At 66.3% G+C, this 19,763-nt stretch carries 16 protein-coding genes and 1 tRNA gene; 3 read left to right on the top strand and 14 right to left on the bottom strand.

What is annotated here, in order from left to right; all coding sequences use genetic code 11:
- Positions 1-9 precede the first annotated feature (9 nt).
- The gene (locus AC1HFW_RS03595; protein WP_116520163.1) at positions 10-723 is read right to left on the bottom strand and encodes a tetratricopeptide repeat protein; all 714 of its coding nucleotides are present in this window, start codon (positions 721-723) and stop codon (positions 10-12) included.
- A gap of 132 nt (positions 724-855) precedes the next feature.
- Here AC1HFW_RS03595 and AC1HFW_RS03590 point away from each other — a divergent pair, with 132 nt between their 5' ends.
- Entirely contained in the window at positions 856-1,389 is a 534-nt protein-coding gene (locus AC1HFW_RS03590; RefSeq protein ID WP_006394027.1) for a phosphonate degradation HD-domain oxygenase, read from the top strand.
- 96 nt (positions 1,390-1,485) lie between these two features.
- Here AC1HFW_RS03590 and AC1HFW_RS03585 read toward each other — a convergent pair whose 3' ends face one another.
- A complete protein-coding gene (locus AC1HFW_RS03585) occupies positions 1,486-2,076 on the bottom strand; it encodes a hypothetical protein (protein ID WP_146075451.1) in 591 nt (196 codons plus the stop codon).
- Positions 2,077-2,410: 334 nt separating this feature from the next.
- On the opposite strand from AC1HFW_RS03585, the gene AC1HFW_RS03580 reads away from it, so the two are divergent.
- Positions 2,411-3,544, top strand: coding sequence for a hypothetical protein (locus tag AC1HFW_RS03580; protein ID WP_479281823.1), 1,134 nt, complete (start codon positions 2,411-2,413; stop codon positions 3,542-3,544).
- A 266-nt stretch (positions 3,545-3,810) separates the two neighbouring features.
- On the opposite strand, the gene AC1HFW_RS03575 is transcribed toward AC1HFW_RS03580, so the two are convergent.
- From AC1HFW_RS03575 to AC1HFW_RS03520, 12 genes are all read right to left on the bottom strand, one after another.
- Positions 3,811-3,887: transfer RNA gene (locus tag AC1HFW_RS03575), tRNA-Val, on the bottom strand.
- A 166-nt stretch (positions 3,888-4,053) separates the two neighbouring features.
- Positions 4,054-4,716: a phosphoribosylanthranilate isomerase gene (locus AC1HFW_RS03570; protein WP_104021550.1), complete on the bottom strand. Its 663-nt coding sequence runs from the start codon at positions 4,714-4,716 to the stop codon at positions 4,054-4,056.
- Between the two features lie 92 nt (positions 4,717-4,808).
- On the bottom strand, positions 4,809-5,903 hold the full coding sequence (locus AC1HFW_RS03565) for a TRAP transporter substrate-binding protein (protein ID WP_479281821.1): 1,095 nt from the start codon (positions 5,901-5,903) through the stop codon (positions 4,809-4,811).
- Positions 5,904-5,939: 36 nt separating this feature from the next.
- Positions 5,940-6,761 carry a tRNA pseudouridine(38-40) synthase TruA gene (gene truA, locus AC1HFW_RS03560; RefSeq protein ID WP_241075848.1) on the bottom strand — a complete coding sequence of 274 codons (822 nt, stop codon included), beginning with the start codon at positions 6,759-6,761 and terminating at the stop codon, positions 5,940-5,942.
- 3 nt (positions 6,762-6,764) lie between these two features.
- Positions 6,765-8,696, bottom strand: a complete 1,932-nt coding sequence (locus tag AC1HFW_RS03555) for a type IV pilus assembly protein FimV (RefSeq protein WP_479281818.1) — start codon at positions 8,694-8,696, stop codon at positions 6,765-6,767.
- Positions 8,697-8,948: 252 nt separating this feature from the next.
- Positions 8,949-10,079, bottom strand: a complete 1,131-nt coding sequence (asd, locus tag AC1HFW_RS03550) for an aspartate-semialdehyde dehydrogenase (RefSeq protein ID WP_006394020.1) — start codon at positions 10,077-10,079, stop codon at positions 8,949-8,951.
- A 231-nt stretch (positions 10,080-10,310) separates the two neighbouring features.
- A complete protein-coding gene (gene leuB / locus AC1HFW_RS03545) occupies positions 10,311-11,387 on the bottom strand; it encodes a 3-isopropylmalate dehydrogenase (protein WP_006394019.1) in 1,077 nt (358 codons plus the stop codon).
- A gap of 36 nt (positions 11,388-11,423) precedes the next feature.
- The gene (gene leuD, locus AC1HFW_RS03540; RefSeq protein ID WP_006394018.1) at positions 11,424-12,074 is read right to left on the bottom strand and encodes a 3-isopropylmalate dehydratase small subunit; all 651 of its coding nucleotides are present in this window, start codon (positions 12,072-12,074) and stop codon (positions 11,424-11,426) included.
- Between the two features lie 22 nt (positions 12,075-12,096).
- A complete protein-coding gene (gene leuC / locus AC1HFW_RS03535; RefSeq protein WP_061071796.1) occupies positions 12,097-13,500 on the bottom strand; it encodes a 3-isopropylmalate dehydratase large subunit in 1,404 nt (467 codons plus the stop codon).
- Positions 13,501-13,711: 211 nt separating this feature from the next.
- Entirely contained in the window at positions 13,712-14,551 is an 840-nt protein-coding gene (locus AC1HFW_RS03530; RefSeq protein WP_479281815.1) for a M48 family metallopeptidase, read from the bottom strand.
- A gap of 42 nt (positions 14,552-14,593) precedes the next feature.
- Positions 14,594-15,661, bottom strand: coding sequence for a chorismate synthase (gene aroC, locus AC1HFW_RS03525; protein WP_006394015.1), 1,068 nt, complete (start codon positions 15,659-15,661; stop codon positions 14,594-14,596).
- Between the two features lie 37 nt (positions 15,662-15,698).
- Positions 15,699-17,165 carry a putative bifunctional diguanylate cyclase/phosphodiesterase gene (locus tag AC1HFW_RS03520; RefSeq protein WP_035360199.1) on the bottom strand — a complete coding sequence of 489 codons (1,467 nt, stop codon included), beginning with the start codon at positions 17,163-17,165 and terminating at the stop codon, positions 15,699-15,701.
- Between the two features lie 533 nt (positions 17,166-17,698).
- Between AC1HFW_RS03520 and AC1HFW_RS03515 the strand changes: the two genes are divergently transcribed.
- On the top strand, positions 17,699-19,672 hold the full coding sequence (locus AC1HFW_RS03515; RefSeq protein ID WP_479281812.1) for a bifunctional diguanylate cyclase/phosphodiesterase: 1,974 nt from the start codon (positions 17,699-17,701) through the stop codon (positions 19,670-19,672).
- Positions 19,673-19,763 lie beyond the last annotated feature (91 nt).

Genomic DNA, 19,763 nt, shown 5'->3' with positions numbered 1-19,763 from the left:
GCGCCGCCGTCAGTGCTGCGCGGGCTCCGGCATCTTCGCGCGCAGCATCTCCAGGAACCGCGGACTGCCGCGCCCGCCCGCCTGCCGCGCCTTGGCGACCATGGTCCAGGCATCCGCGTACTGGCCATTCCAGTAATACGCCGTGGCCCACGAGTTGTAGAGATAGGCCTTGTCCGGCTCCACCCGCTCGCCATTACGGTACAGGGCATCCGAACGCGCGATCATGGCCGCGCGCTCGGGGCCGGTCAGCGTCGTGTCCTGCGCCGCGCAACGCGCGGCGATGCGTCCGGCATCGGCATAAATGCCCTGGAACGACGGCGGTTTCAGGGTCAGCGCCTGCTCCATCATCTTCATCGCATCGCAGAATCTGTTCTGGTCATGCAGCACCGCCGCGAATCCCGTGTAGACGCCGGGGTTGTCGGGATTCATCAGCCAGGCCTGGTTGAAGCGCCGCGTGGCCATGCCCAGCTGGTCCGCCTGGTAGAAACGGAAGCCCTGCTCCACCCATGCCTGCGCCGCATTGGCGCGCGAACCGAAGGCGCTCGTCGCCTCGGCGACCAGCTTGTCGTCCGCGGCGCGCACCGCCGGCGCGGAACGATCCATGCCGCCGTACATCGGCACCTCGTCCACCCGTGACTGCGGCGTGGCTGGCGCGGTGGCCAGGCAACCCGCCAGCGACAGGCAGGCGCTCAGGACGGCAAGCTTGAACGGTAATGCGCGCATCGATACTCCCTGGTGAGGCCCAAGACTATCACCGAACCGGCGTGGCCCGATCACGCCCGATATGCTCTAGTCATCTAGATGTCACTCTGAGGCGATATCGTCGCTGTCGATCCCCGTCCATCAAGGCATCCCATGCTCACCCTGCCCACCATCGAGAACCTGTTCGCCCACCACGGCGCCGCCTACTACGGCGGCGAGGCCATCAGCCAGACCGAGCACGCGCTGCAATGCGCGCAACTGGCCGAGCAGGCCGGGGAGCCGGAAGCCGTGATCGTCGCCGCGCTGCTGCACGACATCGGCCACCTGATGCTCGCCGAAAGCATCACCACCGACATGCGCCACCAGGAAGTCGCCGCCGACGCCCTGGCCGAGCTGTTCAGCGACGACGTCACCACCCCGGTGCGCCTGCACGTCGCCGCCAAGCGCTACCTGGGCGCCATCGAACCGGCCTACCTGGACACGTTGTCACCGGCATCGGTGCAGAGCCTGGAACTGCAAGGCGGCGTCTTCACGCCGGCCCAGGCCGACGCCTTCGCCACCCAGTCGCACGCCCTGGCCGCCGTGCGGCTGCGCCGCTATGACGACCTGGCCAAGGTGGTCGGTTTGCCGACGCCGACGCTGGGACACTATATGGAGATGGCGGAGCGCTGTTTGCGGGCGGGCTGAGTCCACATGAGCCCGACCTCGGCATTGGCCGGCGCGGCCATCGCCAGAATGCAAAACGCCTCGGGATGAACCGAGGCGTTTTCACACCAGCCCTGTTTACAGAGGCGTGATGCTGCTGAAGCGGAAGATGAATTCAGGATCCATCAACTTACCGCGCAGGCCCAGGCTGGATTCGTAAACGCAATCCCCCTCGGTACCCTTGAAGAACGTGCCGGAGAACTTCACCATTTGCCCCTTCTTCAGGTTGGAAGCGGTATTGAACAAAGGGCTTCCGGGCTGAAACAACGTCTTGTGCATGATGTCCGAGAAGTCGTTGTTCCAGGTCTTGACGGTAATGTCCTTTGCCAGCTCAACGGCGAAGACACCCTTGCCATCGCTATTGGCGCCGATCTGCGTCACCTTGCCCACCCAATCCTGAGCGCCAAGCCCCTGGATCGACTTGCACAGCCCCTGATCGCGCTTGGCCTTGATGCCGCCACGCTGCATGTCATTGTCCGCCTTGGACGCCTCTTTCTGGGCCGAGGATACGAGCGAAACGAAGTTCGCCTCGGCCGCCGGCAATGCCGGGCCCGACTTTCCACCCGGCGCCGCATCGCGCTCCCCTCCCATTACCCCGGCCACAATCACGACGCCCAAAGTCCACACCCACCAGCGCTTGTAAAGCGGCTTTTTTTGAATCTCCGACACGCGGCTCACTCCCTGTTTGTTACTAAATGTCCCGGGATTTTGCCATAAACATGCGACTACGTTTCGGGATGGGAAAGCGCCGCTGTTTACATATACCTTGATACGAGGCATGGGTTGACGCCATCAACAAACTCGTCAACGCCTCAACCGCGGACAGCCACTCGCCTCTGGCTGCATCCTCCCCATTGGGCTGCCGTGCTCGCCGCGGCAACCGGAATTTTGTAATGCCACGATCCGTTCCTTATTAATAATTTTTCTTATTTGTAAAGTTTGACATAGTGGACTACACAAATTTTAATAAGTACGATGCTACTTTTAAGTAGCAATATGGATAATGAAAAAGACAATTCACTTGCTTGGGGCCTGTACCCTGGCAACGACGATCTACGCCATATCCCTCGCCTGGCCCTCCTCGCCTCCCACGTTGATCGGCTTCAGTTCCATGTCGGACGCCGTCATCCTGAAGTTCGACTCAGTCGCGGATATCTCGTACACCATCCATGCAAGCGTGCCGGAGTCGCTCAGTCCCGACGACCTGCTGACTTCGCCGGCTGACAACATCGTTCGTGGCGACGAAATCACTATCCCGTTGCCGCGGGTTGAGCCCGACGACACCGAATACTCCATTGCCGTGCGGTTTGGCGACAGTTCGCTCGAACTGGTACGGCAATCGGAACAATGGCTCAAGAACAAATTCGATTTCGACAAGCCTGGCGGCTACACGATTCTCGGGCGTCGAGACATCGACACGCCCTTTGGCCTGGAGACGGAATCTTCCCGAGTCGAATTCGTAGGCAAGAGCGGCATTTCCGCCAAGCCAATGGGAGACTCGCCCTACCTGGCCGTTCGGAAAGCCACCGGGCTTCTGCACTATCTTTGGGGTCAACCTGTGAAGCAGGGCCCGACAAGCTTGCCGTACAACGAATTTCTACAGAAACCGATGGCCAGCAAGCTGCAGATCATTCGTGATGGCGACTTTGCCGTGATGTGCGCGGGATTTCGCGACCTGTTTCTTCATGCCGCGGCCAACAAGACATCGCTGAAAGTCCGAGCCGTGGCGGCGATGAACTATTCACCCCCCCTGAACGGTCTGCTCTCCTACAGCCATGCCACCACGGAAATATGGATTCCCGAACTGAAGCGGTGGGTGATTTTCGATCCGTGGATGGGCATCATGGTGACGATGAACGGCGAGCCCATCGGCGCCATGGACATCCAGAAAAACTACGACCGGGCTGATGAAATGCAGATAGTGCCGGTGATCGACGAGATTCCGCGTTTTCACCAGAATGGCGATGGCACGGTCAAGCGCACCACATTCATACCCGCGTCCGTGGACATGACCAAATTCAGCTGTAATGAACTTGGATGCAGTCCCGGCTATCGCGAGTACTTTCAGCGCGTATCCACGAGTGAGATGCAGTCGCTGGTCGTCGATAGCTGGACGAATTTCAACGAGGCAAACTGAGCGCGGTTCCGGTGTGACCTGGCAGGGCGTGACCAGAGCACGCCGGCCGTCCCGCAGACGCTTTCGCAATTTTTTCGAAGCTTTTTTGGTCTGATGGATTCGGTGGGCGCAGTCCCACTGCCCCCCCCAGATTCATGCCTGGAGATTCAGGCCAGGCTTGATCGTAAAGAAGGCGAAAAAGCAAAAAGCCGCGAAAGTCTCAGACTGTCGCGGCTTTTCAGGGTGGCGCTTGACTAGCTCGATCAAGCACTCACTTTGCAGGAATTTGGTAGGCGGTATTGGAATCGAACCAACGACCTCCACGATGTCAACGTGGCGCTCTAACCAGCTGAGCTAACCGCCTGCAAAGAAGAAGAATTATATAGTGCTTTTTTAAACTCTGCAAATCGTCTTTTCAGATTTTTTGCGGTTTTTATTGCGCCTCAGAGTTTTGCGAACTTTCACTCGCATTAGTCTTTACCCGCAACGACCGGAGCAAAATTCCGCACCGGCCAGCACTACAACCTTCCCTATCTCTTCGCGTCTGCGGCATGCACCGCAGCAACGAAGAACGAGATTCTATCAGAACTTTTTATTCCTTGCTCGACCTCGACGCCGCTGCTCACATCGACCGCCCACGGCCGCACGGCTTGCACCGCGGCGGCGACGTTGTCGGGGGTCAGGCCCCCGGACAGGATCAGCGGACGCGAGACGGAATCGGCCTTCACGTCGGCAAGCAAGGTGTAGTCGAAACCATGGCCGCTACCGCCGTAGCCCGCGCTATAGCTGTCGAACAGCCAGCCGGCCGCCTCGCCATAGGCGCGGCAATACGACGCCAGGTCTTCGGCCGTCGCCAGGCCCGGCGCGCCCGCGCGGAACGCGCGCAGGTAGCGGCGGCCATAGCGCGCGCACTCCTGCGGCGTCTCGTCGCCGTGGAACTGCAGCAGTTCCGGGCCGGCTTCATCCAGCACGGCCTGCACATCGGCCGGGTCGGGATTCACGAACAACGCCACCACGTCGACGAAGGCCGGCACCGCGCGGCGCAACTGCGCGGCGCGGGTCGGCGTGACATAGCGCTTGCTCTTGGGATAGAAGACGAAGCCGATCGCATCGACGCCGGCCGAGACGGCGGCGTCGATGTCTTCTTCGCGGGTCAGGCCGCAGATCTTGATGCGTGTGCGCATGGAATTCATCGCTTGCGTCGCCCAGCGCGACGGATGCGGTCAGTATAAGGCGAGCGCGCCCCACGCCCCGGCGCCTGTCGGGCCCGGGCGACAGGCCCGGCTCAAGCCGCCGGCTGCCCCAGGTTGGTCATGAGCGAATCGAATCCGCCCTCGGCCACGCGGAACCAGGGAATTTCCTTGTCGCGAAAGGCGGTCATGCTCTCGTACAGCTTCTTGAACATGGGGTCCTTGGCGCTCAATTCCTGGTAGAGCTTGAGCGCGGCCTCGTGCGCGGCCTGCAGCATCGGCTTGGAAAAGGCCTTGAGCTGCGCGCCGCGCTGCACCAGCCGGCGCAACGCGTCGGGGTTGCCGGCGTCGTACTTGGCGATCATGTTGGCGGTGGCCATCCGCGAGGCCAGCCCGAGCGCCGCCTGGTAGGACTTGGGCAACTCGTCGTGCGCGGCCTGGTTCACATAGAGCGACAGCTGCAACGTGCCCGCCCACCAGCCGGGAAAGTAGTAGTTGCGCGCGACCTTGTAGAGCGCCAGGCTCTCGTCGTCGTGCGGGCCGATCCAGGCCACCGCGTCGACGCCGCCCTGCTCCAGCGCCGCGTAGGTGTCGGCAATGGGCAGGTCGACGGGCTCGGCGCCCATGCGGGCCAGCACCTGGCGGGCGAAGCCGCCGGCCTTGATCTTCAGGCCACGCAGGTCGTCCAATGTCTTGACCTCGCCCCGGAACCAGCCGCCCATCTGCGCGCCGGTGAACCCGCAGGGAAAGTTCAGGATGCCGTATTTGTCGAACAGCACGCGCGTCAGCGCCAGCCCTTCGCCCTGCAGCATCCACGCATTCATCTGCCGGGTATTCAGGCCGAACGGCACGCCGGCGTCGAAGCACAGCGCGGGATCGGTATCGAAATAGCGCGTCGACGCGGTATGCCCGCAATCGACGATGCGTTGCTGGACCGCGTCCAGCACCTGGCCGGCATCGACCAGGTCGCCGGCCGAGAAGATCTCGATGCGGAACTTGCCGTCGGTGACGTCGCTGACGTAGCGCGCCACGTCCTCGGCGCCGGCGAACAGGGTCGGCGACTCATTCGGAAAACTGGAGGCCAGCCGCCATGAGACGGCCGGCGCTTCCTGCGCGTAGACCGGCGCGGCGATCGCGGCGCCGCTCGCGGCCCCCAGGGCGGTTCGTTTCAAAAACGCACGGCGTTGCATGAGACAGTCCTCCAGTGGGCGCCCGCGGGCGTCCGGCTAGGACGGGATGCCCGGCGCTTGGGTAAAGGGCGCCAGCAGCACGGCCCCGCCATCCAATTCGTCCAGGCCGAATTCGTCCGGATACTCGATGGCCGACAGATACAGGCCATCGGGAGAAAACGTGGGCGCGCCGCGCCGGCGGTCGCGCCATGACAGCAACTGCGCCATCCAGTCCACCGACTCGCGGCCCTGCCCGACCTGCAGCAGCGCCCCCATGATGTTGCGCACCATGTGATGCAGGAAGGCGTTGGCGCGCAGCGTGAACACCAGGAACGGGCCGCGCTCTTCGATATCGAGCCGGTGCATCACGCGCACCGGATGCTTGGCCTGGCACTGCGAGGAACGGAAACTGGAAAAATCGTGTTCGCCCAGCAAGGCGCCAGCGGCCGCGCGCATCGCCTCGACATCCAGCGGGTGATGGCACCAGCCGGCGCGGCCGGCCCACAGCGCGGGACGCACGCGTCCGCGCCACAGCAGGTAGACGTAGGTGCGGGCACGGGCAGAGAAACGGGCGTGAAAATCGTCCGGCACCGCCTTGGCCCATTGTACGGAAATGGTCGGCGGCAGGAACGCGTTGACGCCGCGCACCCACGACTCCATGCGGCGCTCGAGGGGCGTGTCCAGATGGACCACCTGCATCGCGCCATGCACGCCGGTATCGGTGCGGCCGGCGCAGATAGTGGGTACCGCGTCCTTCACGCCGCAGAACTGCGCCAGCGCGGCTTCCAATGTGTCCTGCACCGTCTGCCGGTGCGGCTGGGTCTGCCAACCCTGCCAGGCGGAGCCGTCATATGCCAGCCCCAATGCAACTCTAGACATCGTTCAAACCCGAGGACCGCTGGCGGGGCGCGGTTCGTCCGTGGGCGGCTCATCCAGGTCGAGGCTGATGGAATCGAGCTTGCGGTTCAGCGCCGCCGTGTCCAGCGCCGGCTCGTTGTAGGCATAGGTTTCCTCGTCATCGTCGCCGCGCCGCGCGCCCGCGCGCCGCAGCACCCAGGCGATGGCGAAGGCGATCAGCGCCAGGACGGCGGTGACGATCACGAGAAGATTGTCGGCCAGCCAGGCCGGCATGGAAGAAGTCAAATCCTTATCCTTGGTGTTGCTGGCCGTCGCATCCGCGGCGGCCTTGTCTTGTTGCGTGGCGGCCGTCGATGCGCCGGCGGCGCCGCTGGCGCCTGGAGCGCCCGAGGCGCCGGGCGTGCCCGCCGCTCCCGGGGCGCCTACCGCGCCTGTGGCACCGGTTGCGCCCGTGGCCCCCGTGGTTCCCGTGGCGCCAGCAGCCCCTGCGGCGCCGGTCGCGCCCGCAGCACCCGCAGCGCCCGTTGCGCCGGTCGTGCCCGCTGCTCCCGGAGCGCCTGCCGCGCCGGTCGCGCCTGCCGCACCCGCAGCACCTGCGGTCCCGCTTGCGCCAGTCGAACCGGAAGCGCCTGCTGCCCCGCCGGCACCTGCCGCTCCCGGGGCACCCGCGGCGCCGCTTGCGCCAGCCGCGCCCGACGCGCCTGTTGCACCACTTGCACCTGTCGCCCCCGGCGCACCAGCGGCACCCGTCGCGCCCGGCGTGCCGGTCGCTCCCGCAGCACCCGCTGCGCCTGTTGCACCCGCAGCACCCGGCGAACCCGCAGCGCCAGCCGCTCCGGAGCCACCCGTGGCCCCAGAAGCACCGGCCGCCCCGGCGGCGCCAGAGGCGCCGGCAGCACCGGCGCCCGACCCGGACGCCCCCTGCCCGCCCACGGCCTTGTTCAATTCATCGACGTTGCTCTGCAACTGGTTCACGCGCCCCTCGGCATCCGCCATGGCGCGCTCGTTGGAGGTACGCTGGTCCGCCTGCGCGTCGGCCTGCGCCGCCGCGCCGCCCTGGGCCTGGCCCGAGGACAGGCGCACCCGGTCCTGCGGCTGGGAAGCGCTCGCCACGCCGGTGTCGCCGGGCTTGGTTACCGTGCCGGACGCCGCGTCCTGCCCCTTGACCACCGACGGATTGGCCCCGGCCGCCGCGCCGATGCGCGCGCGGTAGCGGGCGAATGCCTCGGCATGTTCATTGAAGATGCGGCGCGCCTCGGCCGGATCCACCGCGCGCACCGTGGCCGCGTCGGGAATCACCAGCTTTTGCCCCGAGCGCACCAGATTCATGTTGTTCTGGATGAAGGCCTCGGGGTTGGCGCGCCACAACGCCACCAGCATCTGGTAGATCGAGGCGTTGGGCACGGCGTTGCGCTGGGCGATGGCGTACAGCGTATCGCCCGACTTGACGTTGACCGACCCTGCCGTGCCGCCCGCGCGGCCAGGCGTACCCACGGCCGCCGGCGTGACGTCGGCGCCCGCGCCGCGCAGCGGCACCAGGATGCTGACCTGCACCTGCCGCTGGCCTGAACTGGAACTGATATCCAGCAGCAGATCGACCGCGCCGCTGGCAGGCGCCTGCGTCGACCGCACCCGCAGGTTCTTGCGGGTCGGATCCAGGCCATCCTCGACCCGCACCACCAGGCTGGCCAACGGCGCCGGCGGCTTCAGGCCGGCGCGCTGCCAGGCCGCCTCGTCGGCCACCGACACGCGCAGCGACGACACTTCGTCGGGCGTGAGTTCCTGCAACCCGACCAGCGCCTGCAACGGCGTGCCCGGCGCCGACACCACGCGCGAATGCCCCACCCGCATCGCCAACGCCGGGCTGCACGCGCTCGCGCCGATCGCCAGCGCGATCGCCCACTGGAGGGCCTTCAAACGGCGGGCATGCTTCACTTGGCGCGAACGCTGGGTCATAAGCTGGAATTCCGTTCTTATCGTCGATTTTCGGGCGGGGGCCTGTTCGTGGCGATCGCGTGAGAACAAGCCTCAATTCACCGGAAAAGTGTAATGGATCGAGCGCGTTTCACAAACCTGAAAGGCGCATCGGCGTTGGCTGGCGGGCACATCGTCCGATTGGCCGGCGCGGCGCAAACGACAAAGGCACCCGCGGGTGCCTTTGTCGATACTGCCTTTCGCGACCGGGCGGCATGCGCCGCCCGCCAGGCCTCAGGCTTCGGCCAGCGCGATGCGCAGCATGCGGCGCAGCGGTTCTGCGGCGCCCCACAGCAGCTGGTCACCGACGGTGAAGGCGCTGAGGTACTGCGGACCCATCGACATCTTGCGCAGGCGACCCACCGGGATGTCCAGCGTGCCCGTGACCGCGACCGGGGTCAGTTCACGGATGGTTTCTTCCTTGGTGTTGGGGATCACCTTGGCCCATTGCGTGCCTTGGGCGATCAGCGCTTCGATCTCGTCCAGCGGCAGGTCGCGCTTGAGCTTGATGGTCAGCGCCTGGCTGTGGCAGCGCATCGCGCCGATGCGCACGCACAGGCCGTCGATCGGGGTGGCGGCGGAGCCGAAGGCGGCGCCACGGCCGAGGATCTTGTTGGTCTCGACCTCGCCCTTCCACTCTTCCTTGGACATGCCGTTGCCCAGGTCCTTGTCAATCCAGGGGATCAGGCTGCCGCCCAGCGGCACGCCGAAGTGCTCGTGGGGCAGCGCCGCGTCCTTCTGCTTGGCCAGGATGCCGCGGTCGATTTCCAGGATGGCCGAGGCCGGGTCGTCCAGCAGCGGCTTGACGGCGTGGTTCAGCTCGCCGAACTGGGTCAGCAGCTCGCGCATGTGCTGCGCGCCGCCGCCCGAAGCGGCCTGGTAGGTCATGGTGGTCATCCACTCGACCAGGTCGTTGTTGAACAGGCCGGCCAGGCCCATCAGCATGCAGCTGACCGTGCAGTTGCCGCCGATGAAGTTGCGCACGCCGCGCTTGAGCGCCGCGTCGATCACGGGACGGTTGACCGGGTCCAGCACGATGATGGCGTCATCGGCCATGCGCAGCGTGCTGGCGGCGTCGATCCAGATGCCGTTCCAGCCCGCGCCACGCAGCTTCGGGTAGACCTCGGAGGTGTAGTCGCCCCCTTGCGCCGTCACGATGATCGGCAGTTTTTTCAGAGCGTCAATGTTGTAGGCATCTTGCAGCGGGCCCGCGCCAGTCGCCCAAGTGGGGGCGGCGCCGCCAGCGTTGCTGGTGGAGAAGAACACCGGTTCGATCAGTGCGAAGTCGTTCTCGTCGCGCATGCGTTGCATGAGCACCGAGCCGACCATACCGCGCCAGCCGACAAGGCCTACTGCTTGATTCATTTCAATCGCTCTTTAAAGGTGGGGACAAGGTGTGGTGAAAAAACGTGCAAGAACCCAACAATTTATCAGAATGCACGCAGGGATGTTGCGGCGCAGCTTGAAAAAACGGGGCCGCAATCAAAGCCACCCCGCTTTCGCGGCGCGGCGGCAACACCGCCATGAAAAAGGGCCGCCCGGCGGGCGGCCCCTTGGAATCGGGACCGCGCCGCAAGGGCGCGTCCCTCGCAGGCGTCAGGCCAGGGCCTTGAGGACGGCGTCGCCCATGCCCGAGGTGCTGACTTTGGTGGTGCCCGGTTCGAAGATGTCGGCGGTGCGCAGGCCATCGGCCAGCACGCGGCGCACGGCGGCTTCGATGCGGTCGGCCTGCGGCGCCAGGTTCAGCGAGTAGCGCAGCAGCATCGCGGCCGACAGGATGGTCGCCAGCGGATTGGCGATGCCCTGGCCGGCGATGTCGGGCGCCGAGCCGTGGCTGGGCTCGTACAGGCCCTGGCCGCCGGCGTTCAGCGAGGCCGACGGCAGCATGCCGATGGAGCCCGTCAGCATGGCGGCCTCGTCCGACAGGATGTCGCCGAACAGGTTGCCGGTGACGATCACGTCGAACTGGCGCGGGTTGCGCACCAGCTGCATGGCGGCGTTGTCGACGTACATGTGCGACAGCTCGACGTCCGGGTACTCGCGCGCCACTTCGATGACGATGTCGCGCCAGAACTGCGAGGTCTCGAGCACGTTGGCCTTGTCGACGCTGCACAGCTTCTTGTTGCGCTTGCGGGCGGATTCAAAGCCGATGCGGGCGATGCGGCGCACTTCCGACTCGGCGTAGCGCATCGTGTCGTAGCCTTCGCGTTCGCCGGCAAAGGCGCCGTCCGGCGACGAGCGCACGCCGCGCGGCGTGCCGAAATAGATGTCGCCGGTCAGTTCGCGGATGATCAGGATGTCCAGGCCGGACACGATCTCGGGCTTGAGCGACGAGGCGCTGGCCAGCTCGGGATAGAGGATCGCCGGACGCAAATTGGCGAACAGGCCGAGCGCCTTGCGCAGGCCCAGGATGGCCTGCTCGGGGCGGAATTCGCGCGGCAGGCTGTCGTACTTCCAGTCGCCGACGGCGCCGAACAGCACGGCGTGCGATTCCTTGGCCAGCTTCAGCGTGGCCGGGGGCAGCGGGTGCTCGAACTCGTCGAAGGCGGCGCCGCCGACGGCCGCCTGCTTGATGTCGAACGGCACGTCCAGCGCCTTCAGGACGCGCACGGCCTGTTCGATGATTTCGGGGCCGATGCCGTCACCCGGCAAGACTGCGATGTTGTGAGTCATGGAAAAAACGGTCCTGTGGTCGATAGAAAGGCTGGGTCAGGCGATCGGACGGCTTTCCAGCCAGGGATGGCGGGCCAGGCGTTCGGCTTCAAAGGCGCGGATCTTGTCGGCGTGGCGCAGCGTCAGGCCGATGTCGTCGAAGCCGTTGAGCAGGCAGTACTTGCGGAACGGCTCGATGTCGAACTTCATGGCGCGGCCGTCGGCCGCCACCACCACCTGGCGGTCCAGGTCGATGTTGAGCTTGTAGGCCGGGAACGCCTTCACTTCGTCGAACAGGCGCGCCACTTCGAGCTCGGACAGCACGATGGGCAGCAGGCCGTTCTTGAAGCTGTTGTTGAAGAAGATGTCGGCGTACGACGGCGCGATGATGGCGCGGAAGCCGAACTGCGTCAGCGCCCAGGGCGCGTGCTCGCGGCTCGAACCGCAGCCGAAGTTCTTGCGCGCCAGCAGCACCGAGGCGCCCTGGTAACGCGGCTGGTTCAGCACGAAATCGGGGTTGAGCGGACGCTTGCTGTTGTCCATGCCCGGTTCGCCGTGGTCCAGGTAGCGCAGTTCGTCGAACAGGTTCGGGCCGAAGCCGGTGCGCTTGATGGACTTGAGGAACTGCTTGGGGATGATGAGGTCCGTGTCGACGTTTTCGCGGTCGAGCGGAGCCACCAGGCCTTCGTGAGTGGTGAATGCTTGCATGATGTCGGTACTCGGTGGGCGCTTAACGGAACGTGCGGACGTCGACGAAGTGGCCGGCCACGGCGGCGGCGGCGGCCATCGCCGGGCTCACCAGGTGGGTGCGGCCACCCTGACCCTGGCGGCCTTCGAAGTTGCGGTTCGAGGTCGAGGCGCAACGCTCGCCCGGCTCGAGCCGGTCGGCGTTCATGGCCAGGCACATCGAGCAGCCCGGCTCGCGCCATTCGAAGCCGGCCTCGATGAAGATCTTGTCCAGGCCTTCGCGCTCGGCCTGCTGCTTGACCAGCCCCGAACCCGGCACCACCATGGCCTGGCGCACGTTGGAGGCCACGTGCTTGCCGCGCGCCACGACGGCGGCGGCGCGCAGGTCCTCGATGCGCGAGTTGGTGCAGGAACCGATGAAGACGCGGTCCACGCGGATGTCGGTCAGCGGCGTGTTGGGCTTGAGGCCCATGTATTCCAGCGCGCGTTCCATGCCGCTGCGGCGCACGTCGTCTTTTTCGCGATCGGGGTCCGGCACGCGCGAATCGACCGGCAGCACCATTTCGGGCGAAGTGCCCCAGGTGACCTGCGGCTTGATGTCGCGGGCGTTGACTTCGACCACGGTGTCGAACTTGGCGCCTTCGTCGGTGCGCAGCGTGCGCCAGTAGGCCACGGCGTGGTCCCACAGCACGCCGGACGGCGCGAACGGGCGGCCGCGGAAGTATTCAACGGTCTTGTCGTCGACGGCGACCATGCCGGAGCGGGCGCCGGCCTCGATGGCCATGTTGCAGACCGTCATGCGGCCTTCGACCGACAGCGCGCGGATGGTGCTGCCGGCGAACTCGATGGCGTGGCCGGTGCCGCCGGCGGTGCCGATGATGCCGATGATGTGCAGGACGACGTCCTTGGCCGTACAGCCGAACGGCAGTTCGCCTTCGACCTTGATCAGCATGCTCTTGGCTTTCTTCATGAGCAGCGTCTGCGTGGCCAGCACGTGTTCGACTTCGGAGGTGCCGATGCCGAACGCCAGCGCGCCCAGCGCGCCGTGCGTGCTGGTGTGCGAGTCGCCACAGACCACGGTCATGCCCGGCAGGGTCGCGCCCTGCTCCGGCCCGATCACGTGGACGATGCCCTGGCGCAGGTCGTTCATGCGGAATTCGGTGATGCCGTACTTGTCGCAGTTGGCGTCGAGCGTGTCGACCTGCAGGCGCGAGATCGGATCATCGATGCCCTGGGCGCGGTTCATCGTCGGCACGTTGTGGTCGGCGACGGCCAGGTTGGCGCCGTTGCGCCACGGCTTGCGCTGGGCGATGGCCAGGCCTTCGAACGCCTGCGGGCTCGTCACTTCGTGCAGCAGGTGGCGGTCGATATAGAGCAGACAGGTACCGTCTGATTCCTGGTGGACGATGTGGGCGTCCCAGAGTTTGTCGTAAAGGGTTTGGGCCATGGATGCGCTCTGCAAATAGACAATCCGGCTCGTGCCTCGCATGGGGCGAATCCATCGCTTCCACGCCGGCCGCTGCGGCATGTGAAGGATTATGCCCAGCCTCTGAACCTAGTACAACTACACCCAATATACTAGTACTATTAATACCATGGTGAGCAGCTGGAACGGCCGCAAAGCGGCCGCGGTATCGAGGCAGGAACGCTATCCCGGCCTAGCGCGACGCGCGGCCCTTGGATTGCTCGTACAGCGGCAGCACCTGTTGCGCCGCCGCCTGCAGGTCGGTGATGCGCGAGGCGGCCGACGGGTGGGTCGAGAGGATCTCGGGCGGCGCGTTGCCGTTGTCGGCGGCCCCCATCTTCTGCCACAGCGTGACCGCGGCGCGCGGATCGAAGCCGGCGCGCGCCGCCAGTTCGACGCCCATGCGGTCGGCCTCGGTCTCGTGGGTGCGGCTGTTGGGCAGCGTGAACATCACGTCGCTGAGCTTGCCGCCCAGGTCCGACGCGGCGCTCGAACCGGTGGCGATCGACAGCACCTGCAACCCCAGGCTGGTGGCCATCTGCTGCGAGACGCGCTCGCGCGCATGCTCGCGCAGCGCGTGGGAAATCTCGTGGCCCAGTACCGCGGCCAGCTCGTCATCGGTCGGCTTGATCTTGTTGATCAGGCCGGTGTAGACGGCGATCTTGCCGCCCGGCATGCACCAGGCGTTGACCTCGTCGCTGGTCAGCACGTGCACTTCCCATTTCCAGCTAGAGGCGTCGGGGCGGAACACGCCGGTCTGCGCGATCAGGCGCTGCGAGATCGTGCGCACCCGCGACACGAGCTGGGCGTCGCGGTCCAGCAGGTTCTTGGCCTGGGCCTGCTTGAGGATGTCGGCGTACTGCTGGTTCGCTTCCTGCTCCAGCGCCTGCGACGGCACCATGCTGGACATGTACTGCGTCCGGTTGACGCCGATGGCGCCCGACTGGGTGGTGTTCATCCCGGTGCAGCCCGCCAGGACGGCCAGGGACAGCGCGGCCGCCACGCGGCGCAAGGGATAGCGATTACGGCTCATGCCAGCCTCCAACAGTCAGGAACAACGGGACGCGCGCGGGCCTCAGGCCGGATCGCCGCACTGGCCGCGGTGGCGCAGGGCGTGGTCGATCAGCACCAGGGCCAGCATGGCTTCGGCGATCGGCGTGGCGCGGATGCCGACGCAGGGATCGTGGCGGCCGAGCGTCTGCACCATCACGGGCTCGTTGGCGCGGTTCACGGAACGGCGCTCGACCCGGATGCTGGACGTCGGCTTGATGGCCAGCGACACCGTCACCGGCTGGCCGGTCGAAATGCCGCCCAGCACGCCGCCGGCGTGATTGGTGACGAAGCCGTCGGGGGTGATCTCGTCGCCGTGCTCGGAGCCGCGCTGCGCGATGCAGTCGAAACCGGCGCCGATGGACACGCCCTTGACCGCGTTCAGGCCCATCATCACATGCGCGATGTCGGCGTCCAGGCGATCATAGATGGGCTCGCCCCACCCGGCCGGCAGGTTCTCGGCCACCACCTCGATGCGCGCGCCGACGGAATCACCGTCGCGGCGCAACTGGTCCATGTAGGCTTCCAGTTCGGCCACGATGTCGGCGTTGGGCGCGTAGAAGGGGTTGTTCGGCACCTCGTCCCACGAGACGAAGGGAATCGGGATCGGGCCCAGCTGGCTCATGTAGCCGCGCACTTTCACGCCGTATTGCTCGGCCAGCCACTTCTTGGCCACGGCGCCCGCGGCCACCGTCGGCGCGGTCAAGCGCGCCGAGGAACGGCCACCGCCGCGCGGATCGCGCAGGCCGAATTTGCGCCAGTAGGCGTAGTCGGCGTGGCCCGGCCGGAAGGTGTCGGTGATGTTGGAATAGTCCTTGCTGCGCGCATCGGTGTTGCGGATCAGCAGCCCGATGGGCGTGCCCGTCGTCAGGCCCTCGAACACGCCGGACAGGATCTCGACCTGGTCGGCTTCCTGGCGCTGGGTGACGTGACGCGAGGTGCCAGGGCGGCGGCGGTCCAGTTCGTGCTGGATGTCGGCCGCTTCCAGCGGCAGTCCGGGCGGGCAGCCATCGATGACGCAACCGATGGCCGGCCCGTGGGATTCGCCAAAATTCGTGACGGTGAACAGAGTACCGAGGGTATTGCCGGGCATAGGAAGTCAACAGGTGGGGGTTTGCAAGCAACCCCGATTATGACACCGCCGACGCCAAAGCCTGAATTTCCGCGGCGGGCGCGGGACGCCCCAGCAGGAACCCCTGCATCACGCGGCACCCCAGCGACTTGAGGATCTCGCGCTGCCCTTCGGTCTCGACGCCTTCGGCCACCACCGGCAGGTGCATCGCCTGGCACAGTCCGAACAACGCCGACACCACCTCGCGGCTGCCGGCGTCGGACTCGAGGGCGGAGATGAAGCTGCGGTCGATCTTGACCCAGTCGATCGGCAGGTGCCGCAGATGGTTCAGGCTGGAATAGCCGCAGCCGAAATCGTCCAGCGCCACGCCGATGCCCTTGGCCCGCAGGGTGTTCAGGATCTTCACGTGACGCTCGTAGTGCAGGATGAAGATCGATTCGGTGATCTCCAGCACCAGCTTGCGCGGCGCCAGCTTGGTCGAGGCCAGCACGTCGGACACCAGCTGCACCAGGCCATCCTCGTTCATCTGCTTGACCGACAGATTCACGTGCACGCGCCACGCCGCTGGCCACAGCGCCGCCTGCGAGCAGGCGCGTTCCAGGATCCAGGCGCCCAGCGGCACGATCAGCCCGCTGCGTTCGGCCAGCTCGATGGTGACGGCCGGCGACACGCTGCCCAGTTCGGGATGGTGCCAGCGCAGCAGCGCCTCGCAGCCCTGCACCACGCCCGTGCCACTGTCGCAGACCGGCTGGTAGTACAACTCGAACTGGTCCATCGACGCGGTCGTCAGGGCCAGCCGCAGGTCGTTTTCCAGGCCCTGCTGGTCACGCTGGCGCGCCAGCATGCGGAAGTCGAACATGTTCCAGCCGGGGCCGCCGCGTTCCTTGAGCGGCACCATGGCCACCTGCACGCAACGTTGCAATTCCTCGACACTGCGACCGTGGTCCGGATACAACGCCGCGCCCACGCGGAACACCGCGATCAGGGGCCGGCCACCCAGTTCGTAGGGCACGGACAGGTCTTCGAGCAGCTTGGCCGAGACCTGGGCCGCGCCCTCCTCGTCGACGTCGGGGATGCACACGGTGAAGGTGTCGGTGCCGGTGCGGGCGACCATGCCGCCCAGCGCGCGGGTCAGCAGGCTGAGCCGATCGGCCACCATCACCAGCAGGGCCTGGTCTTCGCCGGCCCGCAGCATCGCACTGATCTCGGCGTACTGGTCAAAACTGACCAGGAAAAACGCGCCAATGCCGCGCGTGCCCGAGCGAGCGCGCGCAATACCCAGGGATTCCTGGTTGTCCTGCACCGGTCCGCCAGGGCCGAACGCGCCCCTGCCGGACAGCCGTTCAGCCTGGATCAGCCACGCACGCGCGCGACGATGCAGCTCCCGCTGGCTCAGGACGCCGGTCAACTCATCACGCGTCAATCGCCCGCGCAGGACGCGTTCCCGGCGGACGAAAAACAAACTTATCGCTGCAAGTGCGCCCACGAGCGTCAGGCACAGTGCGAGCAGGTAACTCTCACGCACGGAGCCCCCTATCTAGAAACCCTTGGCGTTGTGGTCCGGAAAGAAACCCAAGGGCTGTAACATTTTTTAAATTATGCATTATTTTCGCAAAAAAACGCCACACTTCAGGAGCAACGCGCTCCCTTTCCTTCGATTCCTGCCCTGATCTGGTTGCTCGTTGGGGGTCATGACGGTCCTTGGATAGCAGTCGCTGGCCGGTCCTTTGCGCCATGCCGTGCCCTTACTACGACAGCCGGAACCGGAAAATTAATACGGCCTGTCTCAATAGTTATCATCCGGGCAATTATCACGAACGAAATAATTGCACAGGTTGTCTGATATCGCAGGTGATTTCGTAATATTCTGTATGTTCTGTGACATGCGGAATTACAGCGTACGCGGCGACACTGAGGTATTAGTAACGTGTGTCACGTTTCTTATCCAGCATTTTTCCCGTCAGGGCACTTGCGCTGCCCGACGTCTCCCCTTTCACTGGCAGGCCGGCATTGCGCGGCACCGGCAACGGTGCGGGCCACGAAGGGAACCTCTAATCCATGTCCACACTACGCCGGCTGATCCTCTGCACCGCTCTCCTGATTGCCTTCATCCTGCTTGGCGCACAGGCCTTGGGGATGCTGGCCGCCCACCGTTACCTGAACACCCAGCTGGCCCAGCAGGGCCAGGCCGGCGCCAGCGCGCTGGCCTGGGTCCTGTCGCACGACCCCGGCGGCGTGCAGGACAAGCGCCAGTTGGCCGACGACCTGTTCGGGGCCGGCATGTATGCGCTGGTGCGCATCTCCGGTGAAAACGGGGACACGCAGGCCGAACGCCGTGAACCCGTCCAGGACGGGCAAGCGGGCGCGTCGCGCGACTGGCGCGACGCCTGGCTGTCCATGGATGCGCCGGCCGCCACCCGCCCCTATCTGGGGCCGGATGGCCGGCGCCTGGGCACGGTCACGGTGCAGGCCGACGCGCGGCTGGCGCGCGACACCCTGTGGCAGGGCGGCGTCCGCGTCATCGGCCTGACCCTGGCCGCCGGCGTGTTCTGGACGCTGTTCGCCGCCAACCTGATGCGCTGGCTCGAGGCCAAGACCGGCTGGAGCGGCCTGGGTCGCGCCCGCCCGCTGGCGCCACACGACGCGGACAACCCGCGACCGCGCGAGCCGGCCGGCGTCGACGAGGCGCTGATCGACGCCCAGCGCAAGGCCGCCGCCACGGTGCAGGAACAGAACGCCCGCATCGAATCGCTCGAAAGCGAAATCCAGCGCGACGCCGTCACCCGGCTGCCCAACCGCAAGTACTTCATCGACCACTTCCGCCAGGCGCTGACCGGCCAGGCGGCCGACACCGGCGGCCACATCCTGATGTTCCGGCAACGCGACCTGGCCCAGATCAACCGGCACCTGTCGCGCGCCTTCACCGACCAGTGGCTGCGCTCGTCGGCCGACCGGCTGCGCAAGCTGGTGGATGCCAACGGCGGCGCCGACATGACGCTGGCGCGCATCGGCGGTTCCGACTTCGCCCTGCTGATGCCGGGCACGTCCGCGCCGCAGGCCGGCCTGCTGGCCGAGCGGGTCCGGCACGAACTGCGCTCGCTGCGCGTGCCCATGGACAAGGACGGCTGGTGCCGCTGGGCGCTGGCGATGGCGGCCTTCACGCCGGGCGACAACGTCAGCGACACGCTGGCCCGGCTCGATCACGCCCTGATGTGCGCCGAAAGCGCCGACGACGACCAGATCGCGCCGGCCAGCCAGGCGCCCGACAGCACCCGCATCGGCGAGTACAGCTGGCACGACGCGCTGTCCACTGCCCTGGAACAGCACCGCTTCTCGCTGACGGTGCAGGCGCTGGCGGACGTGCGCGGGGCCCTGCTGCATTACGAGGCCAGCCTGACGCTGCACGACAGTCGCGGCGCCGATCCGGTGCCGGCCGCGATCTTCATGCCGCCCGCGGTGCGCCTGGGCCTGTCGGCCGAATGCGACATCCAGGCCATCCGCCTGGGGCTGGACTGGCTCTACACCCACGACGCCGCGTTGACGGTGCACGTGTCGCGCGCTTCGCTGGCGCAAGGCGCGTTCCTGTCGCGGCTGGAACGCATGCTGGCCGACCGGCCGGCGCTGTCCCCGCGCCTGATCGTCGAAATGGACGCGGCCGCGCTGGTGGAGCTTGGCGACGAGATGCGCCAGCTGTGCCGCATCGTCACCGCCGCCGGCGGCCGTGTCGGCCTGTCGCGCCTGTCGCGGCAGTTCGGCGCGATGGAACACCTGCACGAATACCCCCTGTCGTACGTCAAGCTGTGTGGCGGTTTCATTACCGGCATCCTGCACAGCCCGGGCAGCCAGCACCTGGCCGCGACCGTGGTGGCGACCGCCGCCTCGCTCGGCATGGCGGTGTACGCTGAGGACGTTCCCGACGACGCCACCCGCGCCACGCTGGAGAAAATCGGTGTCCACGCGATTCGCGGCGCTGTCGTAAACTTCGCCCGCGCTCACGACCACGCGCCTGACCAACAATGGGTTCCTAGTTGACGGAAGGATTGTTTCTTCGCACCCTTTGGCGCTCGCGCCAACGCCGCGCCGACCGCGCGGCCGCCCCGCGCGCGGCGCGCTCCGCGTGGCC

It is taken from the genome of Achromobacter sp. ISS7, assembly GCF_056523125.1.
This window is presented reverse-complemented; position numbering and strand designations above follow the sequence as displayed.

Coding starts and splice junctions, on each gene's coding strand:
- AC1HFW_RS03595 (WP_116520163.1), bottom strand. CDS start 723: ATGCGCGCATTACCGTTCAAGCTTGCCGTCCTGAGCGCCTGCCTGTCG.
- AC1HFW_RS03590 (WP_006394027.1), top strand. CDS start 856: ATGCTCACCCTGCCCACCATCGAGAACCTGTTCGCCCACCACGGCGCC.
- AC1HFW_RS03580 (WP_479281823.1), top strand. CDS start 2,411: ATGAAAAAGACAATTCACTTGCTTGGGGCCTGTACCCTGGCAACGACG.
- AC1HFW_RS03570 (WP_104021550.1), bottom strand. CDS start 4,716: ATGAATTCCATGCGCACACGCATCAAGATCTGCGGCCTGACCCGCGAA.
- AC1HFW_RS03565 (WP_479281821.1), bottom strand. CDS start 5,903: ATGCAACGCCGTGCGTTTTTGAAACGAACCGCCCTGGGGGCCGCGAGC.
- truA (WP_241075848.1), bottom strand. CDS start 6,761: ATGTCTAGAGTTGCATTGGGGCTGGCATATGACGGCTCCGCCTGGCAG.
- AC1HFW_RS03555 (WP_479281818.1), bottom strand. CDS start 8,696: ATGACCCAGCGTTCGCGCCAAGTGAAGCATGCCCGCCGTTTGAAGGCC.
- asd (WP_006394020.1), bottom strand. CDS start 10,079: ATGAATCAAGCAGTAGGCCTTGTCGGCTGGCGCGGTATGGTCGGCTCG.
- leuB (WP_006394019.1), bottom strand. CDS start 11,387: ATGACTCACAACATCGCAGTCTTGCCGGGTGACGGCATCGGCCCCGAA.
- leuD (WP_006394018.1), bottom strand. CDS start 12,074: ATGCAAGCATTCACCACTCACGAAGGCCTGGTGGCTCCGCTCGACCGC.
- leuC (WP_061071796.1), bottom strand. CDS start 13,500: ATGGCCCAAACCCTTTACGACAAACTCTGGGACGCCCACATCGTCCAC.
- AC1HFW_RS03530 (WP_479281815.1), bottom strand. CDS start 14,551: ATGAGCCGTAATCGCTATCCCTTGCGCCGCGTGGCGGCCGCGCTGTCC.
- aroC (WP_006394015.1), bottom strand. CDS start 15,661: ATGCCCGGCAATACCCTCGGTACTCTGTTCACCGTCACGAATTTTGGC.
- AC1HFW_RS03515 (WP_479281812.1), top strand. CDS start 17,699: ATGTCCACACTACGCCGGCTGATCCTCTGCACCGCTCTCCTGATTGCC.